This window comes from Streptomyces sp. NPDC048297, from assembly GCF_043201585.1.
Lineage (GTDB): Bacteria > Actinomycetota > Actinomycetes > Streptomycetales > Streptomycetaceae > Streptomyces.
The window spans coordinates 37,482-61,168 of the sequence record NZ_JBICZA010000004.1 but is presented as its reverse complement, the minus strand read 5'-3'; the positions used below and the strand labels follow the sequence as shown (position 1 = coordinate 61,168).

The 23,687-nt window shown below is 70.8% G+C and carries 18 protein-coding genes; 8 read left to right on the top strand and 10 right to left on the bottom strand.

Features of this window, described 5'->3' with window-relative positions; genetic code table 11:
* Positions 1-18: 18 nt before the first annotated feature.
* The 4 genes from ACGFYV_RS05440 to ACGFYV_RS05425 form a co-directional block, all read right to left on the bottom strand.
* Positions 19-462, bottom strand: a complete 444-nt coding sequence (locus ACGFYV_RS05440) for a hypothetical protein (protein WP_393877035.1) — start codon at positions 460-462, stop codon at positions 19-21.
* Positions 463-589: 127 nt separating this feature from the next.
* On the bottom strand, positions 590-1,309 hold the full coding sequence (locus tag ACGFYV_RS05435; RefSeq protein WP_393877034.1) for a response regulator: 720 nt from the start codon (positions 1,307-1,309) through the stop codon (positions 590-592).
* 2 nt (positions 1,310-1,311) lie between these two features.
* A complete protein-coding gene (locus tag ACGFYV_RS05430) occupies positions 1,312-2,265 on the bottom strand; it encodes a sensor histidine kinase (RefSeq protein WP_393877033.1) in 954 nt (317 codons plus the stop codon).
* Positions 2,266-2,625: 360 nt separating this feature from the next.
* On the bottom strand, positions 2,626-2,979 hold the full coding sequence (locus tag ACGFYV_RS05425) for a VOC family protein (protein ID WP_393877032.1): 354 nt from the start codon (positions 2,977-2,979) through the stop codon (positions 2,626-2,628).
* A 288-nt stretch (positions 2,980-3,267) separates the two neighbouring features.
* On the opposite strand from ACGFYV_RS05425, the gene ACGFYV_RS05420 reads away from it, so the two are divergent.
* The 3 genes from ACGFYV_RS05420 (at position 3,268) to ACGFYV_RS05410 (ending at position 4,992) form a co-directional block, all read left to right on the top strand.
* Positions 3,268-3,582 carry a TraR/DksA family transcriptional regulator gene (locus ACGFYV_RS05420; protein ID WP_393877031.1) on the top strand — a complete coding sequence of 105 codons (315 nt, stop codon included), beginning with the start codon at positions 3,268-3,270 and terminating at the stop codon, positions 3,580-3,582.
* A 91-nt stretch (positions 3,583-3,673) separates the two neighbouring features.
* Positions 3,674-4,048 (top strand): TraR/DksA family transcriptional regulator, encoded by a 375-nt coding sequence (locus tag ACGFYV_RS05415; RefSeq protein ID WP_393877030.1) that lies wholly within the window; start codon positions 3,674-3,676, stop codon positions 4,046-4,048.
* Positions 4,045-4,992, top strand: coding sequence for a rod shape-determining protein (locus tag ACGFYV_RS05410; protein ID WP_393877029.1), 948 nt, complete (start codon positions 4,045-4,047; stop codon positions 4,990-4,992). The genes ACGFYV_RS05415 and ACGFYV_RS05410 overlap by 4 nt, the downstream gene beginning before the upstream one ends.
* On the opposite strand, the gene sigJ is transcribed toward ACGFYV_RS05410, so the two are convergent.
* A complete protein-coding gene (gene sigJ, locus ACGFYV_RS05405; protein WP_393877028.1) occupies positions 4,989-5,906 on the bottom strand; it encodes an RNA polymerase sigma factor SigJ in 918 nt (305 codons plus the stop codon). The genes ACGFYV_RS05410 and sigJ overlap by 4 nt on opposite strands.
* Before the next feature lie 101 nt (positions 5,907-6,007).
* Here sigJ and ACGFYV_RS05400 point away from each other — a divergent pair, with 101 nt between their 5' ends.
* From ACGFYV_RS05400 to ACGFYV_RS05390, 3 genes are all read left to right on the top strand, one after another.
* Positions 6,008-6,454, top strand: coding sequence for a hypothetical protein (locus ACGFYV_RS05400; RefSeq protein ID WP_393877027.1), 447 nt, complete (start codon positions 6,008-6,010; stop codon positions 6,452-6,454).
* A 269-nt stretch (positions 6,455-6,723) separates the two neighbouring features.
* Entirely contained in the window at positions 6,724-7,998 is a 1,275-nt protein-coding gene (locus ACGFYV_RS05395) for a hypothetical protein (protein WP_393877026.1), read from the top strand.
* Positions 7,999-8,147: 149 nt separating this feature from the next.
* Positions 8,148-10,871 carry a M4 family metallopeptidase gene (locus ACGFYV_RS05390; protein WP_393877025.1) on the top strand — a complete coding sequence of 908 codons (2,724 nt, stop codon included), beginning with the start codon at positions 8,148-8,150 and terminating at the stop codon, positions 10,869-10,871.
* 148 nt (positions 10,872-11,019) lie between these two features.
* Here the strand turns inward: ACGFYV_RS05390 and ACGFYV_RS05385 are convergent, their stop codons facing one another.
* Positions 11,020-11,994 carry an SGNH/GDSL hydrolase family protein gene (locus ACGFYV_RS05385; RefSeq protein WP_393877024.1) on the bottom strand — a complete coding sequence of 325 codons (975 nt, stop codon included), beginning with the start codon at positions 11,992-11,994 and terminating at the stop codon, positions 11,020-11,022.
* A gap of 646 nt (positions 11,995-12,640) precedes the next feature.
* Between ACGFYV_RS05385 and ACGFYV_RS05380 the strand changes: the two genes are divergently transcribed.
* On the top strand, positions 12,641-14,647 hold the full coding sequence (locus tag ACGFYV_RS05380) for a DUF4157 domain-containing protein (protein ID WP_393877269.1): 2,007 nt from the start codon (positions 12,641-12,643) through the stop codon (positions 14,645-14,647).
* Positions 14,648-14,906: 259 nt separating this feature from the next.
* On the top strand, positions 14,907-15,920 hold the full coding sequence (locus tag ACGFYV_RS05375) for a metallophosphoesterase family protein (protein WP_393877023.1): 1,014 nt from the start codon (positions 14,907-14,909) through the stop codon (positions 15,918-15,920).
* A gap of 108 nt (positions 15,921-16,028) precedes the next feature.
* Here the strand turns inward: ACGFYV_RS05375 and ACGFYV_RS05370 are convergent, their stop codons facing one another.
* The 4 genes from ACGFYV_RS05370 to ACGFYV_RS05355 all read right to left on the bottom strand — a co-directional run bounded on the left by ACGFYV_RS05370 (position 16,029) and on the right by ACGFYV_RS05355 (position 23,682).
* On the bottom strand, positions 16,029-16,298 hold the full coding sequence (locus ACGFYV_RS05370; protein WP_393877022.1) for a DUF6406 domain-containing protein: 270 nt from the start codon (positions 16,296-16,298) through the stop codon (positions 16,029-16,031).
* A 9-nt stretch (positions 16,299-16,307) separates the two neighbouring features.
* Positions 16,308-18,371, bottom strand: a complete 2,064-nt coding sequence (locus ACGFYV_RS05365) for a C2 family cysteine protease (RefSeq protein ID WP_393877021.1) — start codon at positions 18,369-18,371, stop codon at positions 16,308-16,310.
* A 257-nt stretch (positions 18,372-18,628) separates the two neighbouring features.
* The gene (locus tag ACGFYV_RS05360) at positions 18,629-21,790 is read right to left on the bottom strand and encodes an ATP-binding protein (protein ID WP_393877020.1); all 3,162 of its coding nucleotides are present in this window, start codon (positions 21,788-21,790) and stop codon (positions 18,629-18,631) included.
* Positions 21,787-23,682 (bottom strand): hypothetical protein, encoded by a 1,896-nt coding sequence (locus ACGFYV_RS05355; RefSeq protein WP_393877019.1) that lies wholly within the window; start codon positions 23,680-23,682, stop codon positions 21,787-21,789. Before ACGFYV_RS05355 ends, ACGFYV_RS05360 begins: the two co-directional genes overlap by 4 nt.
* Positions 23,683-23,687 lie beyond the last annotated feature (5 nt).

Genomic DNA, 23,687 nt, shown 5'->3' with positions numbered 1-23,687 from the left:
AGGGTGTGAACAGGGTTGTCAGGTGCCGGAGAGCGTGGGTGGTGCGCGGCCGTGGAGGGGCGAGGAGCGACGGCCCGCGGAATCGGTGGGTCCGGTGGTCGGTGGCGTGTGGCGTGCGGGGCCGGGCCGGGTGACGGTCGTCGTGCCTGGCGCGCAGGTGGCGGGGTGGCCGTGCTGAGGGGCGGGCTCGCCGTGCGGGTTCTGGCGGGTCGTGGCCCGGACGGTGCCGAAGGTGTCGTATCCGTCGTTCCCACCGTGCCCGTCGCCTGCGCGCGGCCAGGGGTCCTGGCGGTGGCCGGCGATCGCCGCGTCGGCTGCTGCCGCTCGCCCGTCCGTCGTGCCCGGTGGGGGAGCGGTGGTGGTCAGCGCGGTCAGGAGCGCCAGTACGACGGCTGCCAGGAGCGCGACGGCGGGGCGCCGGACGCCGCTCGAATCAGGGGTGGTGCGTGCCGCGCGGAGCATGCACCGTCCCCTTCCGTCATGGTGCGTGGTTCGTGGTCAGTGCGTGGTGCTCGGTGCGAGCGGGGCCAGGAGGTTCCGGCTGGGGAGTAGGCGGCCGGAACCCCCTGGCGGTCGTGTGGGCCGGGGATCAGGGTTCGATCAGGCCGGCGCGGATGGCGTACCGCGTGAGGCCCAGGCGGTCACGCAGGCCGAGTTTCTGGAGCAGGTTGGCGCGGTGTCGCTGGACGGTCTTGATGCTGATGAACAGCAGGTCGGCGATCTCCTTGGACGAGTGCCCCTCCGCCACCAGCTTGAGGACCTCCTCCTCGCGGGGCGTCAGGATCTGGTCGGGGGCCTCCTCGCCGTGCCGGGCCCGGTCGAGGTAGTTGCGGATCAGCGCGGTGACCGCGCCCGGATACAGGAAGGGTTCGTTGCGCATCGCGGCCCGGCAGGCGGCGACCAGGTCACGGTCGGCGACCGACTTCAGCACGTACCCGCAGGCCCCGGCCTTCAGCGCCTGGAAGAAGTACTGCTCGTTGTCGTGCATGGTGAGCATCAGGATCCGCAGGCCCGGCTTGAGGGCGGCCAGTTCGCGGGCGGCCTGCAGCCCGGTCATGCGGGGCATGGCGATGTCGAGAACGGCCAGGTCGACCTGGTGGGCGCGGGCCAGCTCGATGGCCTCTGCGCCGTCGCCGGCCTCCGCGACCACTTCGAGGTCCGGCTCCTGGTCGAGGATGAGCCGCACGCCGCGGCGGACCAGCGCGTGGTCGTCGGCGAGCAGGATACGGATCGGGTCCCGCTCCAGCGCGGCAGGCGTGGCCGTCGTGGGAGTGGTGGCCGTCGTGGGGGTGGTGGGGGAGTCGTGCATGGTCAGGGCTGCTTCCTGGAGACGGGCGCGGTGAGCTGGACCCGGGTGCCGGTGCGGGGCGCGGGAGTGATCTCAAGGATTCCCGAGATGAGCAGGGCCCGTTCGCGCATGCCGCGGATGCCGGCACCCTCGCAGGCGGCCTTGATGCCGCAGCCGTCGTCGGTGACCTCCAGCACCACGCTGTCATCGGCGCGCCGCAGGGCGACCACCACGTTGTCGGCGTCGGCGTGCCGGGCGGCGTTGGTCAGCGACTCCTGGGCGACGCGGTACAGGACCAGCTCCGTCTCCGGCGCGAGGGCGGGCAGGTCGGCATCGAAGTGGCGGGTGACCCGCAGCCCGGTGTGGGTGGCGAAGCCATGGGTGAGCGAGGTCAGAGCGCTCACCAGACCCAGGTCGTCCAGCACGCCCGGCCGCAGGCGGCGCACCAGGCGCCGGACCTCGTCGAGACTCTCGCGGGTGATCTCCTGAACTTCGAGCAACTGCTCGCGCAGCGGCGCGGGCGCGTCGTCGGCGGCACGTTTGAGGCCCAGCAGGATCGCGGTCATGGTCTGGCCGACCTCGTCGTGCAGCTCTTGTGCGATACGACGGCGTTCGGTCTCCTGGGCCAGCAGGACCCGGGCACTGCTGGTGGCCCGCTCCTGCTCGAGCCGCTCCAGCATGGCGTTGAACGTGCGGATCAGCTCGGCGACCTCGCCTCCGCCGGATGCCGGCAGGCGCTGCCCGGGGCGCAGCAGATCGACGGTCGTCATCAGCTTCGTGAGCCGGTCCAGGGGAGCGAGGCCAAGTCGTAGCAGTGCGGCGTTGGCGACCAGCATGACGGCCAGGCCGCCGACCAGGATCACCGCCTCCGTGAGCACCACCGGTACCGAGACCGTCACCGGAGCCCACAGCAGCAGGGCCGTGGCCGTACCCAGCACCACGGCGTTGAGGGCGAAGATCCGCCAGAACAAGGACACTGCCTTGTGCCTCCCCATCTGTTACGACAACCTCGGTTCCACCTCCACTGTCGGGCATGGTGCGGCCCCACCGCGTACACGGTGGCGGGGTATCGAGTGAGCTGGGGCCAGCCTGTCCCGGCCGGAGTGGCTCCGTCGATGGGGTCCGGAACCCATTTCCCCTGGTGCGCGCCACCCAATGGGCGGCGGACGGGAGACGGAGACGGCCCGGACCCGAGGCCGGTCGGGAAGCGGCCAAGGCCCCCTGCCGGAGGCCTTGGCATCAGTTCTGAAGGGGGCTGCCCGGGGAACTCGGGGCTGCCGGCTGCCTGGGGAACTCGGGGCCGCCCGGAATACTCGGGGCTGCCTGGTGGGGACCTCCTACTGGCGTCGTTGGCCAAGGACGCAGAACTCGTTGCCTTCGGGGTCGGCCAGCACCACCCATGACTGGTCACCCTGGCCGATGTCGACACGCTGCGCGCCAAGGTCCACCAGACGAGCCACCTCGGCGTCCTGGTCGTCGGGCCTGAAGTCGAGATGCAGCCGGCTCTTGGACTTCTTCGCTTCGTCGAGCCGGACGAAGTCCAGTCCCGGCAGACGATCCGGCGCCGGGCGGATCTCGAACTCGTCATCGGAGGAGTACACGACGACCCAGCCAAGAGCCCTGGCCCACCACTGCCCCAAGGCCACCGGGTCCGCCGAGTGAACGATTACCTGTTCCCATTCCAAGGTCATCCGCAGAGCCTAGAACAGTCGGGGCCTCGAAAGCAGGCGCTTAAATCCGTCGCGGGCCGTCCCCAACCCGGGGGCGGCTCCGGCGGGTTCGCGCCCGGACACCCTCAGGGGCCGGCGAACACGTCGGCCCCGTCGGTGCGGCCGGATGGATCTCTCGCCCCGGCCCAAATGGGGTCGGCACCCGATAGGCATCTGTCGCCGAACCGCCCAGTCTGGAAGACACACGCTCACCCCAGCGGTCATCCAGAAGCCGTCATCCACAAATCGTCACCGAGAAAGGCAGGGATCATGTCGCTCGACGCCACCCGTGCCGCGCTGCACCCGCACGAGTCCCGCCAACGCCTGGAACACGCCCGCGCCACCCGGCTGGCGCAGTTGCAGGCCCTCAACGAGACCGGGCAGACAGCGGAAGACCACCTCCTGTCCGTGCAGAAGGCGGCGATACAACGGGTGCTCAAAGAGATCGACCACGCCTTCGCCCGTCTCCAGGACGGCACCTACGGAACGTGCCTGGGCTGCGCCAAGCCCATCCCCGCGGAGCGGCTGGAGATCCTTCCCTACACCGGCCACTGCGTCTCCTGTCAGCGCCGCACCGCCTCCTGACCGCCGCTCGCACCGGCCTTGTACGCCTGCCCCGATACGCCCTCCCTCAATACGCCCTCCCTCAATACGCCCTGCCTCGCAAAGGGGTGACGTGGTGAACCACCAGACGACCGGCCCGAGCGCAACGCACCTGACGGCCCAGGACCTTGCCGCACTGCGCGCGAACCTCGATGAGCAACTCCTGTTTCGCCAGGACCAGTTGATCCAGCTCACCGGACCGGTCACCGCACGCGCCGAGGAACAGCTCCAGCAGCGAGCCGCGGCCCAGATCGAGGTCCGCGTCAAGCTCGCCGCCTCCGCCCGCATGGTCCTCGCCGACGTCGAAGCAGCCCTGCGACGCATGGACGAGGGCTCGTACGGCACCTGCCACCTGTGCCGGCACCCCATCGACCTGCAACGGCTGACGATCGTGCCGCAGGCCCGCTACTGCACCCGCTGCCAGCAGGCCAAGGAGACGATCCGATGACCGGCACGCACCATCAGAGCTCCGCCACCGGCACTACCACGGCCACCGCCCGGCACCGTGCCTGGCCGCTGTGCCCGCGCTGCTGCGGCGTCGCCCTCGACATGGGCAGCGCCCGCACCCGCGCATGGGTCGCCGGCAAGGGGGTCGTCGTCGACGTGCCGAGCGTGACCTTCCCCGGCCCCGGCGCGGCGTACCCCATCCAGCGCGGCACCATCATCGACACCCCGGGATGCGCGCGCATGCTGCGGCGCCTCCTCGGTCACCGTCTGCCCCGACACAGCCGCCCCATGGTCATCGTCACCGCTCCCGTCCTGGACGGCGTCGCCTACCGCGCCCAGGCACGTGCCGCGGTCGACGTGCTCAGGCCACGCACCGTCCTGACCGTGCCGAGCGCCCGCGGCATCGCGCTGGCCGCCGGCGCGGACATGACCCGCCCGCTGATGGTCGTCGACGTCGGTGCCCATCTCACCGAGGCGGTCCTGCTGCACGACGGAGCCGTCACCGACGCGCGCCGCACCGCCCTGGGCACCAGCGACCTGAGGGAGACGACCACCGCGGAGGAGATCGCCGAGGCGGTCGCCTCCATGCTGACCGCGATGCTCCGCCAGGACCGCACCTCCCTCACCCTCGACGCCATGCAGCGCGGCATCCTCCTGGCCGGCGGAGGGGCCCTTCGCCCCGAGATCACCTACCGTCTGACCGGCCGGCTCCACGCACCGGTCCGCGTGGTCCCGGCACCGCACACCGCCGCCGTCCGAGGCGCGGCCAAAATCCTCCACGCCGCCCACACCCACCCCTGCGCCGCGGGCACCCTCTCACGTGTCACCCATTCCGACCAGGCCGTCTCCTCCGGCCCGCTTGATTCCGGCCTGCTCGATTCCGGCCTGCTGGATAACGGCGCGCTCGATTCCGGCCCGCTCGACGAACCGGAGGAAACGGTCTAACCCTCCGGCGTCCACGGCCGCAGCTTCTCCGGATTGCGGACCACCCAGATCCGGGTGACGCTCCCGTCGGAGACCTCGAACGACGCCACGGTCATGACGTCGCCGCCACGCCGGGCCACCAGCCCCGGCAGACCGTTGACCGACCGCTCCAGGAGTTCGAGCCCCGGGGCCTTGTCGGCGATGGCGACCATGTACTGGGCGATGCGCGCGCCGCCCTCGACCGGGCGCAGGACGGTGCCGACCACGCCGCCGCCGTCGGCGGTCATCACGGCGGCCGGGTCGAGGAGACCGACAAGGGACGCGATGTCCTTGGTCTCCCACGCCTCTTTGACGTGCCGCACCACGTCGGCCTGGCCGGTCGCCGTCACCGGAGTGCGCGTGACGCCCACCCGCCGCCGGGCGGAGGCCGCCAGCTGCTTGCAGGCCGCGGGAGTCCGGCCGAGAACCTCGGCGATCTCGGCGAACGGGTACCGGAAGACGTCGTGCAGGACGAACGCCACGCGCTCGGCGGGTGTCATCGACTCCAGGACGACGAGGAAGGCCGTGGCCACCGACTCGTCCAGGACGATCTGGTCGGCGGGGTCCGCGGGGCCGGTGAGGTCGGCGCCGCCAGCGTGGTCCCACTCGGTGCGGTCCGGCAGCGGCTCCGGCAGCCACGCGCCGACGTAGCGTTCACGGCGTGCCCGCGCCGAGCCGAGCAGATCGAGGCAGATGCGGCTGGTCACCGTCGTCAGCCAGGCGCCGGGGGACAGGATCTCCGCCTGCCGGCTGCGTGGCAGCCCGTACCAGCGGGTGTAGGCATCCTGTACGGCGTCCTCGGCCTCGGTCACCGAGCCGAGCAACCGATAGGCGACGTTGATCAGTTGGCGCCGCTCGCCGGCTATCTCGTCCGTGCCGGCCCCGACAGTCCTCATGCTTCCGGCCGCCCCCTCGCCTTACCTTTCGCACGCCCGCGTCGTCGGACTGGTGAGACCTTATCGATCTACTGCCCGAGGGCGGAATGGGGGACCGTGACATGGCCACTCAGGTGACGACGAAGAACACGGCGACGGCGACGAACACGGCGACGGCGACGGCGAAAGCACAGCGCACCTCCGCGTTCCTGCGGATCGCGATCGCCCTGCAGACCCTGACCATCTTCCTGCAGGCCGTCTCCGCCGGACTCCTGCTGACCGCTTCCTACGGTGAGACGCTGCACAGTGTCGGAGCCCGTGTGATGTACGGGGCGTCGATGCTGTACGTGCTCGCGGCGGTACTGGCGTGGAAGCCGGGCGGCGGCTCCACCCGTCCCATCTGGCACGCGACCGGTTTCCTCGTCCTCGCCTCGGTCCAGGTCGTCCTCGGCATCGCGCACGTCCCGTCGGTCCATCTCCCCCTGGGCGTCCTGATGTTCGGCCTGAGCGTGCTGGCACTGGCCCGGCGCTCAGGTGAGGCGTCGAGGTCCGGCGCCGAGGTCGAGTAAGGAGTGCGGATACCCTGACCCCTCCATCAACGACGTACCAGGACAGCAGGGCCAGGGGCAGGGGCGCGACACGGTGGCGAGCAGCAAGGACCCGCGCGGGGTGTTCGGCCGTTCCGACGCGCACGGCGACGGCGCGGGCTCGGACGCCTCCCTGCTCACCCTGCTGGGCCTGAGCACGCGGGAGGACGCCGTCTACCGGCTCCTCGTCGACCGGCCCGACAGCGATCCGTCGGCGCTGGCGGACCGGTCGACGGGCCCGGCCCCCCGAGGTGGCGCGCGCCCTCGACGTCCTGGTCGAGCGCGGCCTCGCCAGCGAGGACCGCACCGACGACAGTGCCCCGCGCTACCGCGCCGCGTCGCCGGTACTGGCCCTCGGCCCGCTTCTCGAATCCCGTCGCACCGCCCTGCACCGCGTCGAATCCCTGGTCGCCGACCTCGCCGACCTCGCCGAGCGTCACCGCTTCGCCCGCGCCCATACGACGGGCGCGCCCATCGAGGTGCTGACGGGGGCCGCGGCGATCCGGCACAGACTGCTGCTGATGCAGAGCCAGGCCGTCCGCGAGGTGTGCACCATGCTGCCCCTGCGACGGGTGCCCGCCGTGCTCACCTTCGAGGAGAATCACGACGAGGTCGAGCACGAGTTGTCCCGGCGCGGGGTCGTCATGCGCAGCGTCATCGAGCGTGACTGGCTCGAACAGCCGGAAACCGCCCACGCGATGGCCACCTACGTGGCCGAAGGCCAGCACATCGTCGTCGCCGACAAGGTGCCCGTCAAGCTGATCGTCGTCGACCGGCGCATCGCGCTGCTGCCCTTCGACCCGGAGCGCGAGGGCGAACCCGTGGCGCTCGTCGTGCACCGCACGGGGCTGCTCACCGCGCTCGGCTCGCTCTTCGACGAGTACTTCGAGAAGGGCTGGCGACTGCGCGACCCCGGCACCGGGCCTAGCAACGGACTTGGCACCGGGCCCGGCAACGGACTTGGCACCGGGCCTGGCAACGGACTTGGCACCGGGCCCGGCAACGGACTTGGCACCGGGCCTGGCAACGGACTTGGCACCGGGCCTGGCAACGGACTTGGCACCGGGCCTGGCAACGGACTTGGCACCGGGCCCGGCAACGGACTTGGCACCGGGCCCGGCACCGGACTTGGCACCGGGCCCGGCAACGGACTTGGCACCGGGCCCGGCACCGGACATGGCACCGGGCCCGGCAACGGACTTGGCACCGGGCCCGGCACCGGACATGGCACCGGGCCCGGCAACGGACTTGGCATCGAGCCCGGCACGGAGCTTGGCGCGGACGATTCCGGTGAGGCCCGACTCGACCCCGTCGACCGGCAGATCGTCGCCTTTCTGCACGTCGGCCTCACCGACGCGGCCATCGCCCGCCAGCTCGGCATGGGCCACCGCACCGTCCAGCGCCGCCTGCAGGCCCTGATGACGCGGGTCGGGGCCGCCACGCGCTTCCAACTGGGGTGGCACGCCGCCCGGTCCGGCTGGCTGGACGAGGCACCCGCGAGTCACCCGGAATCCGCCCGGAGCTGAGGCGCATTTACGCCACGGCACAATTACGCCGGGCTTTACCCCTTGTTGACGGAACGGGCCGTACCGAACCATCGAGGCCGATGCACGGGCCCGCGCACCCCGCGCATCACCGCGAGTTCACGTATCCGTAGACAAGGGAGAGGGCTCCCGTGCTTCCCACGAGACCGAGAACACTCCGCCGAACCCTGGCCGCCGCAGCGGTCGTCGCGGCCACCGGGGCGTCGCTGCTGACCGCACCGGCCTGGGCCCAGACCGAGGTACCGCAGCCCGCGAGCACGACCGCCGACCCGGCACCGGTCGCACCGGCCATGACCGTGGGCCTGGACGACGCCGCCCGCACGGGAACTCCCGCCGAGGCGGCCCGCGCACACCTCAAGGCCCGTCAGGACACGTACCAGGTCCCGGTCTCCGACCTGCAGACGCTGAGGACCACCAAGGCCGGCAAGGAGTCCTCCGTCCGCTTCCGGCAGAAGCACGAGGGGGTGCCGGTCTTCGGAGCCGCGTACGCGGTGCAGACCGAGCCGGCCGACGGCGGCCAGAAGGTCCTCTCCGCCACCGGCACCCTGTACACCGGCCTCACCGTCTCCACCACACCGACGGTCACCGAGGCCACCGCGAAGCAGCGGATGTTCGCGCTGGACCCGCGCCTTGGCACCGTCGAGGGCGCGCAGAGCGCCGCGCACGGACTCGTCGTCCTGCCCAACTCCCATGGCGGCAAGCTGACCTGGCACTTCACCGTGACCGGCGCCCGCGCCGACGGCAGTCCGGTGCGCCAGGAGGTGTACGTCGACGCGACCGTCGGCGCCATCGCCCTGTCGTACAACAACGTCGACGCGGCCGACTCCGCGCCCGCACCCGTGACGGGGACCGGCGTGCGCGTCGACGGCACCGAGGCGAAGCTGAACGCCAACCAGGAGGCGGACGGTTCGTACACCCTGGTCGACTCCACCCGCGACATGTTCGCGCGGACCGGCGGCCAGATACGCACCTACGACGCGCGGCGCAAGAACTACACGCTCGTCGCGGGCGGCCCGGTCACCGACGACGTCCCGCTGGTGAAGTCCTCCACCGACCGCTTCGACGGCGCGAACACCACCTCGGGCGCCGTCGATGCCCATGTCAACGCCTCCAAGGTCTACGAGTACTTGAAGGACCAGCTCGGCCGCGACGGCATCGACGGCAAGGGCGGCAGCATCCACTCCGTCGTCAACGTCGCCAGCAACGGCAAGGACTACGCCAACGCCTTCTGGGACGGCTCCAAGATGGTGTACGGCCACATGAACGGCGTGCCGCTGTCGGTGGGCCTGGACGTGGTCGGCCACGAGATGACGCACGGCGTCACCGAGCACGCCGCCGGGCTCGTCTACCTCAACCAGTCGGGCGCCCTCAACGAGGCGATATCCGACTACTTCGGCAACGCCATGGAGACCGCCGACAAGGGCATCGCCATGAGCGACCCGACCTCCGGCCTGGTCGGCGAGTACCTGTGCAACGGTACGAAGCCCCTTGAGGACTGTGCCCTGCGCGACCTGAACGACGGCCGCGACGCGCAGAAGGACTACATCCCCGTCACGCTCGACTACGACAACGGCGGAGTGCACACCAACTCCACCATCGTCGGCGGCGCGCTGTGGGACATGCGCAAGAGCATCGACACCAAGCTCGCGGACCGGATCATCTACCGCGCCGCCGAGAACTACCTCACCCCGCTGTCCGGCTTCACCGACATGCGCAACGCCGTCACCCTCGCCGCGAAGTCCATGAAGGTCTCCACGACCGACCTCGCCGCGATCGCCAAGGCCTTCGACGACCACGGCATCGAGCAGGGCTGGGAGCAGAAGGGCGGCACGCACGACGGCACCACCATCGGCGCCGACGTCCTGCCCGCCTACGAGGTCTACGGCGGCGTGGACGAGCAGGCCGCCCAGGTCGACGGCGACGTCTACGCCATCGGCCACGGGGACGGCATCGCCTGGGACCAGGGCGGCGCCGCGTTCGGCATCACGGTCGGCCGGTTCAGCAAGCGGAACGGTCACTTTGACCACGAACTCGCCCAGCAGGGCGCCTACTTGATCGACCCGTCCCTGGACGACGAGCGCGTCGCCTTCACCCGGATCACCGCCGACGGCATCGGCGTCTACCAGGTCGGAGACAAGGGCCAGGGCGAGATCAAGAAGCTGGTCGACGAGCCGGGCGCGGACGAGACGGAGCCGGTCACCGAGAACGGCGCCGTCGCCTACATCAGCACCACCCCGGACGGCGAGCAGGACGTCATGCTCCGCAAGGCCGACGGCACCACGGTCGACGTGACGCCCGAGCCGGGCACCAAGGCCTCGCACCTGGCCATGAAGAACGGCACCATCGCCTGGGCCGGCGGAGACGGCACGTACCTCTACGTCCACGACATCGCCGCAGGCACGACGCAGAACAAGCGGATCGGTGGCTTCCTGTTCAACTACATCTCGGACATCCAGCTCACCTCGGACCGTGTCTTCTACCGCGTGACGGGCGGCTTCCTGATCCCGAGCACCACCGTGGGCTCGACGCCGGCCGGCGACGTGACCCGGATGGCGGACCTTCGCTTCCCGACGAGCCTCTACGTCGCCCAGTTCTCCGTGAACGACACCTACCTGGCGTACTCGACGTACACCATCTGGGGCGCCCTCGGCGCCTGGGACGGGACCCCCAAGGTGAAGGTCGCCAAGACCTCCGAGCTGCTGGCCGGTCTGAACGACTTCAGCCGCGTCTCCTGCTCCTCCGGCTCGCAGCTGGCCCCGTCCCTCGGCGACGGCCGGCGAGTCGTCTGGCTGGACACCACCGCCGCCGCGACCGACGTCGTGACCCGCGAGATGTTCGCGAGCACCTGCGCCTGACTCCGGCGACCGTACGACCCTGCGGGCGGCCACCTCTTCCACCGGTGGCCGCCCGCGCCCGGGACTCGATCCGCTCGTCAGCAGGGACTCCGAGTTGCCCCCGGCAGGCGTACCGGAGGCAACTCGTCGAGGGACCGCAGCAGGTGGGTCAGCCCACGCCGATGGCCTGCAGCATGGCCGCCGCGACATGGTCGGCGGCGTTTCGGTGGCCCCGGGCGTTGGGGTGCACCAGGGCCGGCTGGTCAGGGACGCGGGTGAAGACGCCTTCCACCCACTTGCCGGCATCGCAGACGCTGTGGTTCCGGGACGAGTCGTAGAGGTTGACGTAGGAGGCGTCGGTGTGGGTGCCGGCCGACTTCTCGATGGCCTGGTTGAGGGGTTCCAGGACGTCCTGGCGCAGCCAGTCCAGGTCGCCCTGGGTGATCGGGCCGAACTGCGCCAGGTCGTTGTACCGGCACGTGGAGGTGTCCTGGGGGACGACCGTGGGGTAGCCGACGGACAGGATCTTCGCGTGCGGGGCGCGCTCGTGGAGCACGGTGAGCATCTCGTCGTAGTCCCTGCTCACCTTGGCCAGCCGGCCGGGGATGTCCGCGGCCAGTTCGTCCTTGCACGGCGTGCCCACGCCGCCGCTGCCCGCGCCCAGTTGCAGGCACTGGAAGAGGATGCCGGCGAACCCGAGGGTGTTGCCGCCCACGCCGATGGTGATCACATCGGTACCCGGGCCCACCGCGGCGGACTGGGGAGGCACGGCCGGGAACGGGTAGTCCGGGTCCTCGGAGAAGGGCGGCAGGTGACGGCCGATCGGCTCCTGCGCTCTGAAGGTGACGTCCTCGATCGTGGCGGCGCCGCAGCTGACGTTGGTCAGGTCGAAGAGCGAGCCGAGGTCGCGGTCGATGACCTGGGGGTAGGACTGGTCGGTTCGCTCGCAGCCGTCGCGGGGGACTTCGAAGACGTCGCCTGCGGCCGGGACGACCCCGGCGGTGTAGGAGTCGCCCAGGGCGACCCACTGCCTGCTTGCAGCGGCGGCCGGTTCCGCCCCGGCGAGTTGGAGCGGAGCGAGGGCGCCCGCGGCGAGCGCGGCGGCCGAGCCCAGCATGGCCAGACGAGTGCGGAGACGTGCCACGAATCCTCCATGGATACGGTTTGGGTGTCGCTTTGACCGTACGGAGATGATTGCGTTGCGTGCTAGATCCAATACGGACAGTCGCAGTCCATAGGGTCTGGGGGTGTACGCCGAGCACGTCATGCACGTTCTGCGCGAACGGGTTCGGCACGCCGATCACCTGTGATCGTTCCTCGGCAGGCCCCGCCCGATCGTGAGTGGCGAGGAAGAGAGCCCGGTCAACGCGCCTGGCTATGGCCCGAGGTGCGGCACAACGCCGGATGTCCTGTTCGCGATCACTCGATGCCGTTCCACCTCGCTGAACCCGGCCGTCCGGCTCTGGCTCGGTGAGAAGCAGGACAGGGCAAGAACTCTGCCCGCGCGTTTCCCCCGGGGATCTGCCGCGATGCCCTGCGGGCCCTGATGCTGGAGCGCGGAGCCCGCTGTCGGAACGATCGCAAGCACCGGAGATGCCATGCGCGTTCAGGAGCCCGGCCGGGATCGCCGTGAACCGGAGCGGTCGACACGGCACTCCGCGCCCGCCGCGCCCCACCGCTTGGCCCAGAACTCGTCCGATGGTGCCGGCGCCGTGCCCGCACCGGGGGCGTTCTCACCACAGCAAATCCTCGCCCTGCAGCGCACTGTCGGGAACCAGGCCGTGACCGCGATGCTCTCCAGGCGGCACGGCCACGACGAGGATCACGCGCACTCCGTGCTCCGTTCGGCGGGCCACGCGCTGGAGGCGCCGCTGCGTGCCGAGATGGAGGCCCGGCTCGGTGCGGATTTCTCCGGCGTGCGGGTGCACACAGGGCCGGCCGCCCGCCGCTCGGCGCAGGAGCTGGGCGCCCGCGCGTACACCTCGGGAGAGAACGTCGTCATCGGCCCGGGAGGCGCCGACAAGCACACCCTCGCCCACGAGTTGACGCATGTCGTCCAGCAGCGGCAGGGCCCCGTCGCCGGTACCGACAGCGGTGACGGACTGCGGGTGAGCGACCCGTCCGACCGCTTCGAGCGGGCGGCCGAGGCGAACGCGAAGCGGGTCATGGCCGCGCCCCTGCCGTCCGCGGACCGCGAGGAGGACGACGGGCGCACGGAACCGGCCGGCACGATCTCCCGTTCCGCGCCGGTGACAGGCGAGGCAGGGACGCCGGCCGTGCAGCGCGCCGTCGGGTTCGAGTTCGAGGCGCAGTGGAACGTGCGCAGGATGGAGGACAACTCGGAGGAAGTCCGCGAACAGCGTTCCCGTGGACGGCAGCAGTTGATCGACGCCGGAATCCTGGAGATCTTCCTTTCCCCCTACTCCCCGTACCACGGACGGCTCTCGCAGCAGGAGCGGGACCAGCTGCGCAGGGACGGTGGTGCGGCGCTTCGTGCCAAGTGGTTCGACGGGGACGGCCAGTTGAGCACGGCCGGCGCGCAGCGCCTCGGAGAACTCGCGGTGACCGACTCCGAGCGCCAGGGCCTGGTGGCGACGCTGATGGTCAGAGGGCAGGTGCCCGAGGAGCCACTGGCCGGCGAGAACCTCGGCAAGGGCCGTGTCGACGGACTCGTCGTCAGGGGCGACAAGTTCGACCTGACGGCGGACGCCAGCCCCACCGGCGGCTCCAACCTCGAGTGGATCACCGACCCGCTCACCTCGCTCGCGGAGGTCAGGACGGTCATGGACAACGTGACCGCCATGGCCCGCTATCTCGACGGCCGCCGGGGCTATCCGTACATCCCCTCCGAGGACGTGACCGCAGGCGGCGGGACCCCCCAGCCGCGCCTGCGGATCTACCCGGACGGAAACCCTCTGAACTTCGCTCCGCAGGCGACGCTCGGGGCGCGTCTGGAGCGCCTGCCCAAACTCGTCGACTACCTCGAGAACCGCAGGCCGATGAGCATGCTGGAGCGGGTGCCGCTGCTGGGGTCGGGGCGGGTCCATAGCCGCAGGCAGGCGTCCACCGACCTGTCGGCGGGCGGTCTCGGAGAACTTCCCGCGGCGAAGGCCGGTGCCGAGGCGGCGATCGCCGCGCTGCTGCCGAGGGCCGCCCTGCAGCCGTCGAGGGCCGACATCAAAGCGCTCACGGGCCTCGTCACGCACCTCGCCGCCTATCTGATCCAGGGGCAGAAGCTCGACGAGGCGGGCGCCAACGCCAAGTCGATCGCCGGGGCCCTGATGGCCCGCACCGACTTCGCCCACTCCTTCAGTCTGTTGCCGCCGAACCTGGCGGACCACTTCCAGGAGAACCCCGACGCTTTCGTCGCGCTCGTTCTGCAGGCGGCCGGCATGACCGGCCGCGGCGGCGAGCGGGTCTTCGGCAACTCGGTCGAGCGAGGGCAGGCCAACGACCGTACCCGGACCATCGTCGCGCTCACCCGGGACGCCTGGCTGCGCGCCATTCCGTCCGGCTCCGACCTTCTCAAGAACTGGGAACATCTGACCGCGGACGAGCGGGGAACGGTGGACGACGAGCCCGGTGCGCGAGCCGTTCACAAGTCGCTCGGCGCCCTCGGCACGCAGCAGAACCTCGTCGGCCCGCAGGGCGACCAGGAGGCGATCGTCGCCGAGCTGCGCCGTATGAAGGACCACATCGCGACGGCGGAACTGACGCCGCTGGCCGTCGCCGTCTTCACACTCGTCGAACGGCTCAACGCCCAGCAGTCGTTGCGCTACCAGAAGGGGCAGCAGTAGGCCACTCGGCTCCGCTGCTGGCCGCTGGCCGCTGGCCGCTGAGCGCTGGCCGCTGGCCGTTGACTGATGGCTGCTGACCGGCGACCGGTGAGGCGAGTTTCGTGGCGGAAGACGTTCATCAGGCGGTCACGCGCCCCTCATGGCATCGCCTGGAAGGTCACGTATTTCTAACGGGTCTGGACCGAACACTCGGTGCGACAGCAGGCGTCCGGTCGACTCCGGGCCGCCCGCACTCCGCTCATCCCGAAAGGATCGACCCGTGGATCGCAGGTCACTTCTGACCACCGCCGCCGGTGCGGTTGCCCTCGGCGCGGTATCCCAGGTACCCGCGTACGCCTCCTCGGCCCGCATGCCGCATCCCAAACTCGTCACCAAGTTCAACGTCATCAGCGACATTCAGGGTGATCTCTCCGACCTGGACGTGGCGCTGGCGGACCTCAGCAGCAGCAACCCGGACAGCACCGGGATCGCGATCGCCGGGGACATCACGCCCCGCGGCTACGACTTCGAATACGCGGCGGTGAAGGAGGCCTTCGGCCGGCACACCCTGCCGAAGGCGGCCTGGGCGATCGGCAACCACGAGTTCTACGTGCCGAAGTGGGCCACCCCGGACCAGTTGGCGCAGGCGACCTGGCCGAACGGCACCACCGAGGACTCGCTCTTCCGTAGCTTCTACAACTTCGCCGGCCGGAACACGGTCTATGCCGAGCAGTCCTTCGGCGGGATACCGGTGCTCATGATCGGCACCGAGAAGTACATGCACTACCACGACGCGACCCTGTGGGACGAAGTGTGGATGAGCGACACCCAGTTCACCTGGCTGGAGGAGCGGCTCCGCCACTGGGAGGCGAAGCGCAAGCCGGTCATGGTCATCACGCATCACCCGCTGCCGAACACGGTCTCGGGCAGCCACAACAAGCTGTACATGCGGGACTACCTCCAGTCCGACCGTCTGCTGGGCATCCTCGGCCGCCACCGCGACGTGTTCCTCTTCTGCGGCCACACCCACTGGGACCTGAACCTGTCCGACTGGTACGTGCGCCGCGTCGTCCCCGGCACGGCGAACTTCGACGGCTTCAACGTGATCAACACCGGCGCCATCCAGACCGGCTGGACGGACGACGGCAAGGGTGGCGAGGTCGTCGTCCCCGGCCAGTTCAACCAGGGACTCCAGGTCGAGGTGTACCGCGACCAGATCATGGTGAAGGCACGTGACTTCGCCACGGGTGCGTGGCTGAAGCAGGTCACGATCCCGCTGCACACGGCGATCTGACGTACGCACCTTGGTGACCCGAACATTCGTGATCTGACAAGACGAGGAGGCCGGCTTCGCGCGCACGGCGGAAGCCGGCCTCCCTCTTCTCGCTCCCCACGGGCCATGTCAGTCGACCCGGCGGACCAGTACGTACCAGTGGTTGGTCCCGGCGCCGGTGATCTCGGCAACGGTCCAAGTGCCGTTGGCCAGAGTGAACGTGCCGCCCAGCGGGATCTTCTTGATCTCGCTCTCGCTGCCCGGCAACGAGATGGACAGTTTCGCCTTGGCGGGCTCGCCGTCCTTCGCCGGAATCGCCGCCATGCCGCCGACGGAGCCGAAGGACGTGTTGAGCATTCGACCCCCGCGGATGATGAACTCGCGACTGATGTCTGGCATCCACTTCCCCTAACGGAGCGTGACGTAATCTCCGGCGTCACCCTTGGGTTGAAAGTATTCCATGAATTCATCCGTGGTCAGGGTCTCCGGGTGAGTCACATGCCACGGGTTGTGCAGACGGACTTCTCCGTCCTCGAAGGCCAGGACCTCGTAGGCGTGTCTGGCGATCAGTTTCTTCGGGAATTCGCTCTCGCCGCTCTCCTCGTCCAGTTCCCGTGTACCGACGATGACGGGCTTTCCTTCGGCGAGCTTGTCGTGGATCTGCTGTTCCAGCTTCTGCCCCGCCTCTTCTCCCTGGGGGAAGGTGACGACTTCGCTTGCCTCACCCGAGAACTGAGTAAGCAGTTCTGCCTGGTCGTAAGAGTTCGCACCCTGATTGAGCCGTTCGTACCCCGTCGGTGTGGGTCCCTCCAAGTCCTCCGGTACGAGAGTTTTGTCGGAGGCGAGCCGTCCGGCCTTCGCGATCGGCCAGTCGTGTTCCCACTGGGCCCGGCGCTCGTCCGACCACGTTGCGTCGATACCGGCTGCGGCCTTTTCCATGAGGGCCGGCCACGCCTCTTCCCGGACCGGCGCGTACGCGACCTCAAGGTTTTCCTGGAGCACTGGAAGGTCCGCGGTGATGGTCATTTCCATAGGATCGCCCGGCACATACCCGTTTCCGTCCTCGTGCGCCTCGTAAGCGGTGAAGGAATATGTGCCGTCCGGATTTTCCTTGATGTTTTCCATGATGCTGTTCGGGCGCGCCTCCGCGATCGCCGCGATGACGGCGATGCTTCCGCAGTCGCCCAGGTCGCCCTGGGCCACCTGTGCCCGCCCGATCTCGGTATTGAACAGGGGGGTGCCGAGTTCCCCGATGGGGTCTCCGTATGTGACGGCTGCGGCGTGTTCGTCGAACATGTACTCAATGGCCGGGCGCTCGATCGTCGCGGAGATCTCCTGGGCCTCGGGAGCGGCCTCTGTCCGGTCCGCTTCACCCTCACCTGAGTCCGACCAGTACTGCTCGTACTGTTCAGCCGATTCCATGGGTACCGGGGTGGACTCTCCCTCGGCACGCGGTTCACCTTCCTCCCGTGGCTCCTCCGGCGTCCGAGTGCGGTCGAAGGCGGTGACGTCGGATTCGACCTGTGCGGTGAAGTCCGCCTCCGCGGATGCTTCAGCCCTCTCGTTCCCGACACGTGCGGCCAGGCCGGCGACGGCGTCGGCCACCTTCTCCGCGGCCTTGCCCGCCAACTCCGCCATCGCGGCGGTGGATTCGCCGAGTTCGTCCATGGAGTGGGACAGGTCGTCGCCGCCCGTGTTGTTCGTCGGCTCTGTGGACGGACTGTCGGTCGGTCCGTTCGGGTGGGTCGGGTCGGCCGACGGCTGCTGGGCGGCCTGCCGGTCGGGGGAGGTGGGCTCTTCAAGGGGCCTCGACTCGCCGACACGGGGAACTGCCGGGGCGGCGGGATCGGGGGTCGTGGGCAGCGGCTCCGCCGGCCGGGGCTCCGAGGGCTGGGCAGGGACCGGCTTCTGGTCGGGAGGGCGTGAGGACTCCGGGTTCGGTACGGGTGCGTGGTCCTGGCCCTGATCCTGGCCCTGGCTCTGGTCCTGGCCTTCGTCCGGGACGGTCTGCTTGTCATCCGCAGCCGCATGGGTGTCCGGCGCGGTCGGAGTGGCCGGCTCCGGCTTGTCCGGCCTCTGCTGAGGCGGCTCGGGTTCGGCCGGCGGATCCACCGTGCGGTCCTCAACAGGGCGATCAGGCTCGTCGGGTCGATCAGGCTTGTCGGGGCTCTCGGGGCTCTCGGGGCTCTCGGGGCTCTCGGGGCTCTCGGGGCTCTCGGGGTTCTCGGGGTTCTCGGGGTTCTCGGGGTGGTCAGGACCGTCAGGACTGTCGGGAGTTTCCGGGCGATCCGTGCCGTCGGGCCCAGGCGGATCGTCCTGGCCCCAGTTGTCCTGTGCTCCATCGGGCGCATGACGAGCGTCCGGGTCGACATCCCCTTCGGCGACCGGCCCAGGGGCGTCCTTGGGACCATCGGTGCCCGTGTCGGCGGTGCCGTCCTGCGGGCCGGCGACGACGTCGTCCGCACCGGACATGTCGCCGGAGTCCCGGGCCCCCGGGACGCCCGCGTCCTGGGCGTCAGGCCTCCCTGACACCTCGCCCGCCGACCCGACGCCGGCTTCCTCCGTTCCCTCCGTTCCTTCCGTTCCTTCCCTTCCTTCCGCTCCCTCCGTTTCCCCGCTCTCGGGCAGAGGATCGCGTCTGTCCCCCTCCTGGAGGCCGCGCGCTTCCGTCGGCGGTGGTGGTGGGGGAGGAGGCGGCGGGGGTGCGTCCATGGCACCGAGGCTGTCCGTCATGTCCGGGCCTCCCCTTGGCACTCGCGGGCGATGCGCTGAGCCGTCTCGTCCACCACCGCCTCCAGCCTCGGCCCGGCCGCACAGGCCAGGGCGAGCGCGCGTCCGACCTGCTCCTCCGTCGTGCCTCCCGTCATGGCGACCACCGCGTCCCGCAGCCCGCTGCGCGTCACGTCACCGACCCTGGCGTGGGCGCGGTTCGGGCCGTAGCCGGGCAGTGCGCGGATCTGGAGACGGTGGTCGTCCCCGGACGTCCCGGTCAGGACGAGCCCGCGCGAGGCCCACTGCGCCGTGAGTTTCTCGTCGTACACGTGGGGGCCTTCGGGACGGTCCCGGCGGGCCGCGTGGATGACTCCCATCACGTCCCAGAAGCGGTAGTTGGCGTAGGCGTAGCGGCGTCGGTCCGCCGACGGCGGAGATGTGCCGTGAAGTGCCGCCGCCAGGACGGTGTGCAGGCGCCCGGCGAAGTCGTCCGGGTCCACCTCGTCGCACATGAGCGCTTCACGGGCGGCGACGGCGTGTTCGACGGCGTAGACGAGGACGCAGTCCAGTTCGCGTTCGGACAGGGCCCGCAGGGTGTCCCGGACGGTTGCCGACGGCCCCGGGGCGTGCATCGCCATGGCCTGGGCGCAGGCCGCCGCCTCCACCCAGAGGACGACCAGAGGGGACCGGGATCGGTGCAGGGCGTCGTTCATGGTGCGCAGGGTGCAGGGGCTCCGACGGCACGGCCCCCCGCACAGCGGGCTTCGACTGCCCAGCAGTGGTGGGGAGTTGGACGCGTCCTGCGCGGATTCCGCCGCCTCGCCGTGCGGGACGGCGGTCAGGACCGGCCGGTCCATGCCGTCGGCGGCCACGGCCGCGCGGCCGGGCCGCAGGGAGACCACGCTCTCGCTCTGCTCGGGCTGGAGGTTCATGGTGGCGCCGACCGCCCGTCGGTCGTCCTCGGCGGGCAGCCGGTGCATGACCTTCAGCGCGCTGTTCTTGATCACGTCGGGCAGGATCTTGCTGGGGATCTGCTCGACGATGACCACGCCCTCGCCGTACGCGCGGATTTCGGCGAGCAGCGAGGCGAACAGCTCGACGGCGGCGGCCGCAGGCCCGTCCGCCACGTTCTTCAGCAGCCGGTGCGCCTCCTCGACCACCATGATGTGCCGCAACCGGCCCCCGCCGGAGCCGTGGTGGACGCGAAGATGCTCCACGACGCGGATGAGCACCGCTCCGATCAGGAACGCCTTGTCCTGGTCGTTCGTGATGGATTCCAGTTCGAGTACGACGTTTCCGGCCAGCAGTCCGGCGATGTCCAGGGGGTGGCCGCCCTCGAAGAAGCGGCCGGGCGTGCCCTCCCGCAGTGAGCCGATGCGCACGTCGACGAAGCCGCGGACGTCGGCCGTGATCTCCCGTCCGTACCCGATCGTCTCGACCACCTGCCGGGCGGTCACCTGGAGGTCCGCGAGGGTCGGGTAGTGCGCGGTGCGGGGTTCGTCCGGCTCGGTGAGCACGTACTTCGGCTTGTGCGGCGGGCGCGGCTGCCCGGTGACGAGATCCCAGCCCGCCAGCGTGTAGCACTGGGTCAGGGCACGGGCCAGCACCTGGGGGAAGGGCTCGTGCCCCTCGAACGCGGCGAGGAACAGGGCCCGTACCAGATCCACATGACTCTGCAGCGGAAAGCCGGGCTCCGGGGCGAGAGGGTTCAGGGAGGCCGGCGCCGCGTCCACCTCGCCCGGCCGGATGACGGTCACGTGGCGCGCCCGGCGCGCCCGGTCGGGGTCGGCGGGCGCCGCGGCCAGTCGCCCGGCCATCCGCGCGTACTCCGCCTTCGCGGGTTCGACGGCCAGCCACGGCACGGGACGTTCGTGCGTGGACAGAGCGGTGAGCAGGCTCCGTACGGTCTGGGACTTGCCGGACCCGGTGGCGCCGCAGACGAACGCGTGCCGGTTGAGGGTGTCCCGTGAGACGTGCAGGGTGCCGGTGATGGCGAGGGACTCGTCGAGGATGCCGCCGACGAAGAAGCCGTCCGCGGCGGCGTCCGGGTTGTCGGAACTGACGTCGAAGCGGTTCGGCGTGATCGTCTCGACACCCGGGAGTTCCCGCTCGGGAGGCCGGGCGAGGGCGGCGACGAGTTCGGCGGGAGCGGTGAACGACGCCCCGACGACAGCCGCGTTCGCGGATGAGCCCGTGGCGGATGAGCCCGTGGCGTCGGGGACTGTGGCGGCGGGTACCTGGACGGCGGTGGCCCGGACGGCGGTGGCCGGCACGGCGGGGACCGGGGTGCCGTCCGCCAACGCCTCGGCCAGCGGCACCGTACGCCGCCCCGGCACCAGGACGTACGGCAGGTCGTCCAGGTCCCCCGCCCCGCACAGCAGCGCCGCCGAGGCATGCGCGGTGTCGGGTGCGGCGGCGCCGACCAGGACGCGTACGTTCCACAGGCCGGTCGACACGGCGCGCGTCAGTTCCCGGTAGCGGGCCTCGGCCCGTTCCGCCGCGATGCGATCGGCCTCGGAGTTCTCCCGCTGACGTAATCGGGGGAGCGCCACGCCCAGAGCCGTACGCTCGCGCTCCAACCACTCGTACGGCAACGGCTCGGCAAGCACCAACCAGGCGAACGGGTCGGGCAGGTGGGCCACCGCGTCGTCGAACGACGCGCGCCGCTCGGTCGGACGCGCCCGGCCGTCCTCGGCCAGGCGCAGCGGGTCGTGCACGCCCGGACAGGGCACCCAGTACGGCAGATCCTTCAGCAGCCGCAGGACCTCGTCCGCGGGGACGTCGCGCGCCGTGGCCCCGGGCGGGTAGCGCACCGGCCGCTCGCCGTCCGGACCGGGCGGGTCCTCGCCGGCCGGCGGGAAGAAGGGCGCGCCCCCGACGAGGAAGTGCAGGGGCTGATGGCGGCCGGGCCGTACCCAGGCCACCGCGACGCCCGGCGCGCCTGCCTGAGCTGTTGGCCCCGCCGGACCCGCCGCGCCAACCGAAGGTGCTGCCACGGCACCGGCGCGTTCCGCCGCGCCCCGGTGGGACAGGACCGCGTGCGCGGCCGTCACCGCGGCCATGAGCTGGGCCGGCGTACGGTCGTGCGCACCGTCCTGGGCCCGTTCGTCCGCAGGCCTGCGCGGGATGGTGAGCAGCCGGTGGAAACGGTACGCGCCCAGATCGGGGGCCCGGCTCACGTCAGGCTCGCCCGAGGTCGGTCGGAGAGGCGCGGCATGAAGTTGATCCCGGGATTGCAGTCCCCGAACACCACCCGTCGTCCGCCGGGCGCGGCCTCGACCAGGATCAGACCGGTCACGGGCAACGCCTGGAGCTGCGTGGGTTCGACGGCGAACTCGTAGACCCGGCTGCTGGTCTCGCCGTCGGTGACCGAGCTGGCCGTGGACGAGTTGGTCGACTCCTGCCAGCTGCGCGAGAGCGAGGTGGCGAACGACGACGAGCGTCCCCAGTTGCTTCCCCCGCCGCCGCCCGAGGAGCCGCCGCTGTTGAACCCTCGGGTGTCGGACGTGCCCCGCTGGTACGTGTAGCTGTCGGAGCGTCCCTCGGTGAGCGTCTCCCCGACCTGCCGGGTCACCTGGTTGACGACGAACTTGTGCTCCTGCCCGATGAACTGCGCGGCGGCCCTCGCCTCTTCACCATTGCCCATGCGCATGAACACGGTCGCGCTGTCCGAGCCGCCGGCCACCTGCGACGTACCCTCGCGCAGATGCTCCAGCAGCAGCACGAGGCGCAGGCCTGCCGTGCGGGCCTGGCGGGCCATCGCCTCCAGGGCGTCGCGTCCGAGGTGGTCGGCTCCCGCCACCACGAGGGTGGCGTCGGCGGGGGTGAGGTTCTGTCTGCGCAGCGTGTGCAGAAGTCGGAAGAACACGAGGCGGTCGGTGAGGTCCTTGCGACGGTGGATGACGTCCTCGGTGGTGACGACGGTCAGCGTCCCGGGCCGCCACCAGTCGGCGACCGCAGGACCCGGCGACTGTTCGAGGCCTGTCCGCTCCGCCGGATCCGCCTGCTCGGCCCGTGCCAGCAGTTCCATCTGGGCGCGCACATAGCGGAGTTCGTTGTGCACGCGCTCGGTGTGCCCGACGAGGTCGATGGCCTGCGTGAGGGACTCGACCTCGGCGGGGCTGAGCGGGCCGGATCCGTCGGGCGCCACGTCGTACATGCGGAGCAGGACGCGGAGTCCGGCGGCGAGCCGGACGAAGTCGACGCGGCCTTCGAGGAGGCCCGCCACGGTGCGGACCACGTCCACGTCGATGCTGTGCAGGTCCACATCGGTGCCCGGCGGCCGCATGGTCGCGAGCGCCTCCGCGACGACCTCGGCCAGTTCGTCGGGTGTGAACTCCGCGCTCAGGTCGGCGCCGGCCAGCGCGCCGGGCATCGCGACGTGCCGCACGGCGACGTCGCGTTGCAGGGCGAGTCCGGCCAGTTCGAGGGCCACGGTCTGCTGGGTGAGGTCGAGGACGACCAGGGGGCGGCCGGCGGCGAGCAGTGGCCCGCCGACGGTGGCGAGCAGGCTGGCCCAGCCGTTGGCCGTCCCGCCGAACACGTCGATCCGGCTGGGGCGTGAGGCCGGTACCAGCGGGAACCAGACGTCGAGTTTCTCGTTCCGCCGCAGATGCTCCGCCCGGTGCGCGGCGAGCCTTTTCTGCCAGGCGGCCGTACTGCTGCGGTGGTTGGCACGTGCCCGCTCCCGTGCGTCCTCGAAGCGGCGCTGGGCGGCGCGCAGCCGGGCGTTGGGGGAGTTGGCGGCCCACAGGACGACGACCACGACGACGACAAGTCCCGCCGCGAAGACGCCGCTCGGCCCCGCACCGGCGACGATGAAGCCGCACAGCGCCAGCAAGAAGGTGATGCAGCCGCAGCCGGAGGTCTTCCGCCCCTCCATGGCCCGCTCCCGCATCTGCCGCACCTCGGTGTCGGCCGGCTCCAGGTAGACGGGCGGCCGGTCGGCATCCGGGTGGGGCGGTGGCTCCGGGGGCTGGACGAACTCCCAGCCCCAGCGCTCCACTCCACCGAAGACGGCCTCCACGAGTTCTGTTCCGGCTCCGCCCGCAGCCTTTTCGGCAGTGCTCATCCACG

What these genes read in the sequence shown, in the direction of transcription:
- ACGFYV_RS05440 (WP_393877035.1), bottom strand. Translation starts at nt 462, where the DNA reads ATGCTCCGCGCGGCACGCACCACCCCTGATTCGAGCGGCGTCCGGCGC.
- ACGFYV_RS05435 (WP_393877034.1), bottom strand. Translation starts at nt 1,309, where the DNA reads ATGCACGACTCCCCCACCACCCCCACGACGGCCACCACTCCCACGACG.
- ACGFYV_RS05425 (WP_393877032.1), bottom strand. Translation starts at nt 2,979, where the DNA reads ATGACCTTGGAATGGGAACAGGTAATCGTTCACTCGGCGGACCCGGTG.
- ACGFYV_RS05420 (WP_393877031.1), top strand. Translation starts at nt 3,268, where the DNA reads ATGTCGCTCGACGCCACCCGTGCCGCGCTGCACCCGCACGAGTCCCGC.
- ACGFYV_RS05410 (WP_393877029.1), top strand. Translation starts at nt 4,045, where the DNA reads ATGACCGGCACGCACCATCAGAGCTCCGCCACCGGCACTACCACGGCC.
- sigJ (WP_393877028.1), bottom strand. Translation starts at nt 5,906, where the DNA reads ATGAGGACTGTCGGGGCCGGCACGGACGAGATAGCCGGCGAGCGGCGC.
- ACGFYV_RS05400 (WP_393877027.1), top strand. Translation starts at nt 6,008, where the DNA reads ATGGCCACTCAGGTGACGACGAAGAACACGGCGACGGCGACGAACACG.
- ACGFYV_RS05380 (WP_393877269.1), top strand. Translation starts at nt 12,641, where the DNA reads ATGCTCTCCAGGCGGCACGGCCACGACGAGGATCACGCGCACTCCGTG.
- ACGFYV_RS05370 (WP_393877022.1), bottom strand. Translation starts at nt 16,298, where the DNA reads ATGCCAGACATCAGTCGCGAGTTCATCATCCGCGGGGGTCGAATGCTC.
- ACGFYV_RS05365 (WP_393877021.1), bottom strand. Translation starts at nt 18,371, where the DNA reads ATGTCCGGTGCGGACGACGTCGTCGCCGGCCCGCAGGACGGCACCGCC.
- ACGFYV_RS05355 (WP_393877019.1), bottom strand. Translation starts at nt 23,682, where the DNA reads ATGAGCACTGCCGAAAAGGCTGCGGGCGGAGCCGGAACAGAACTCGTG.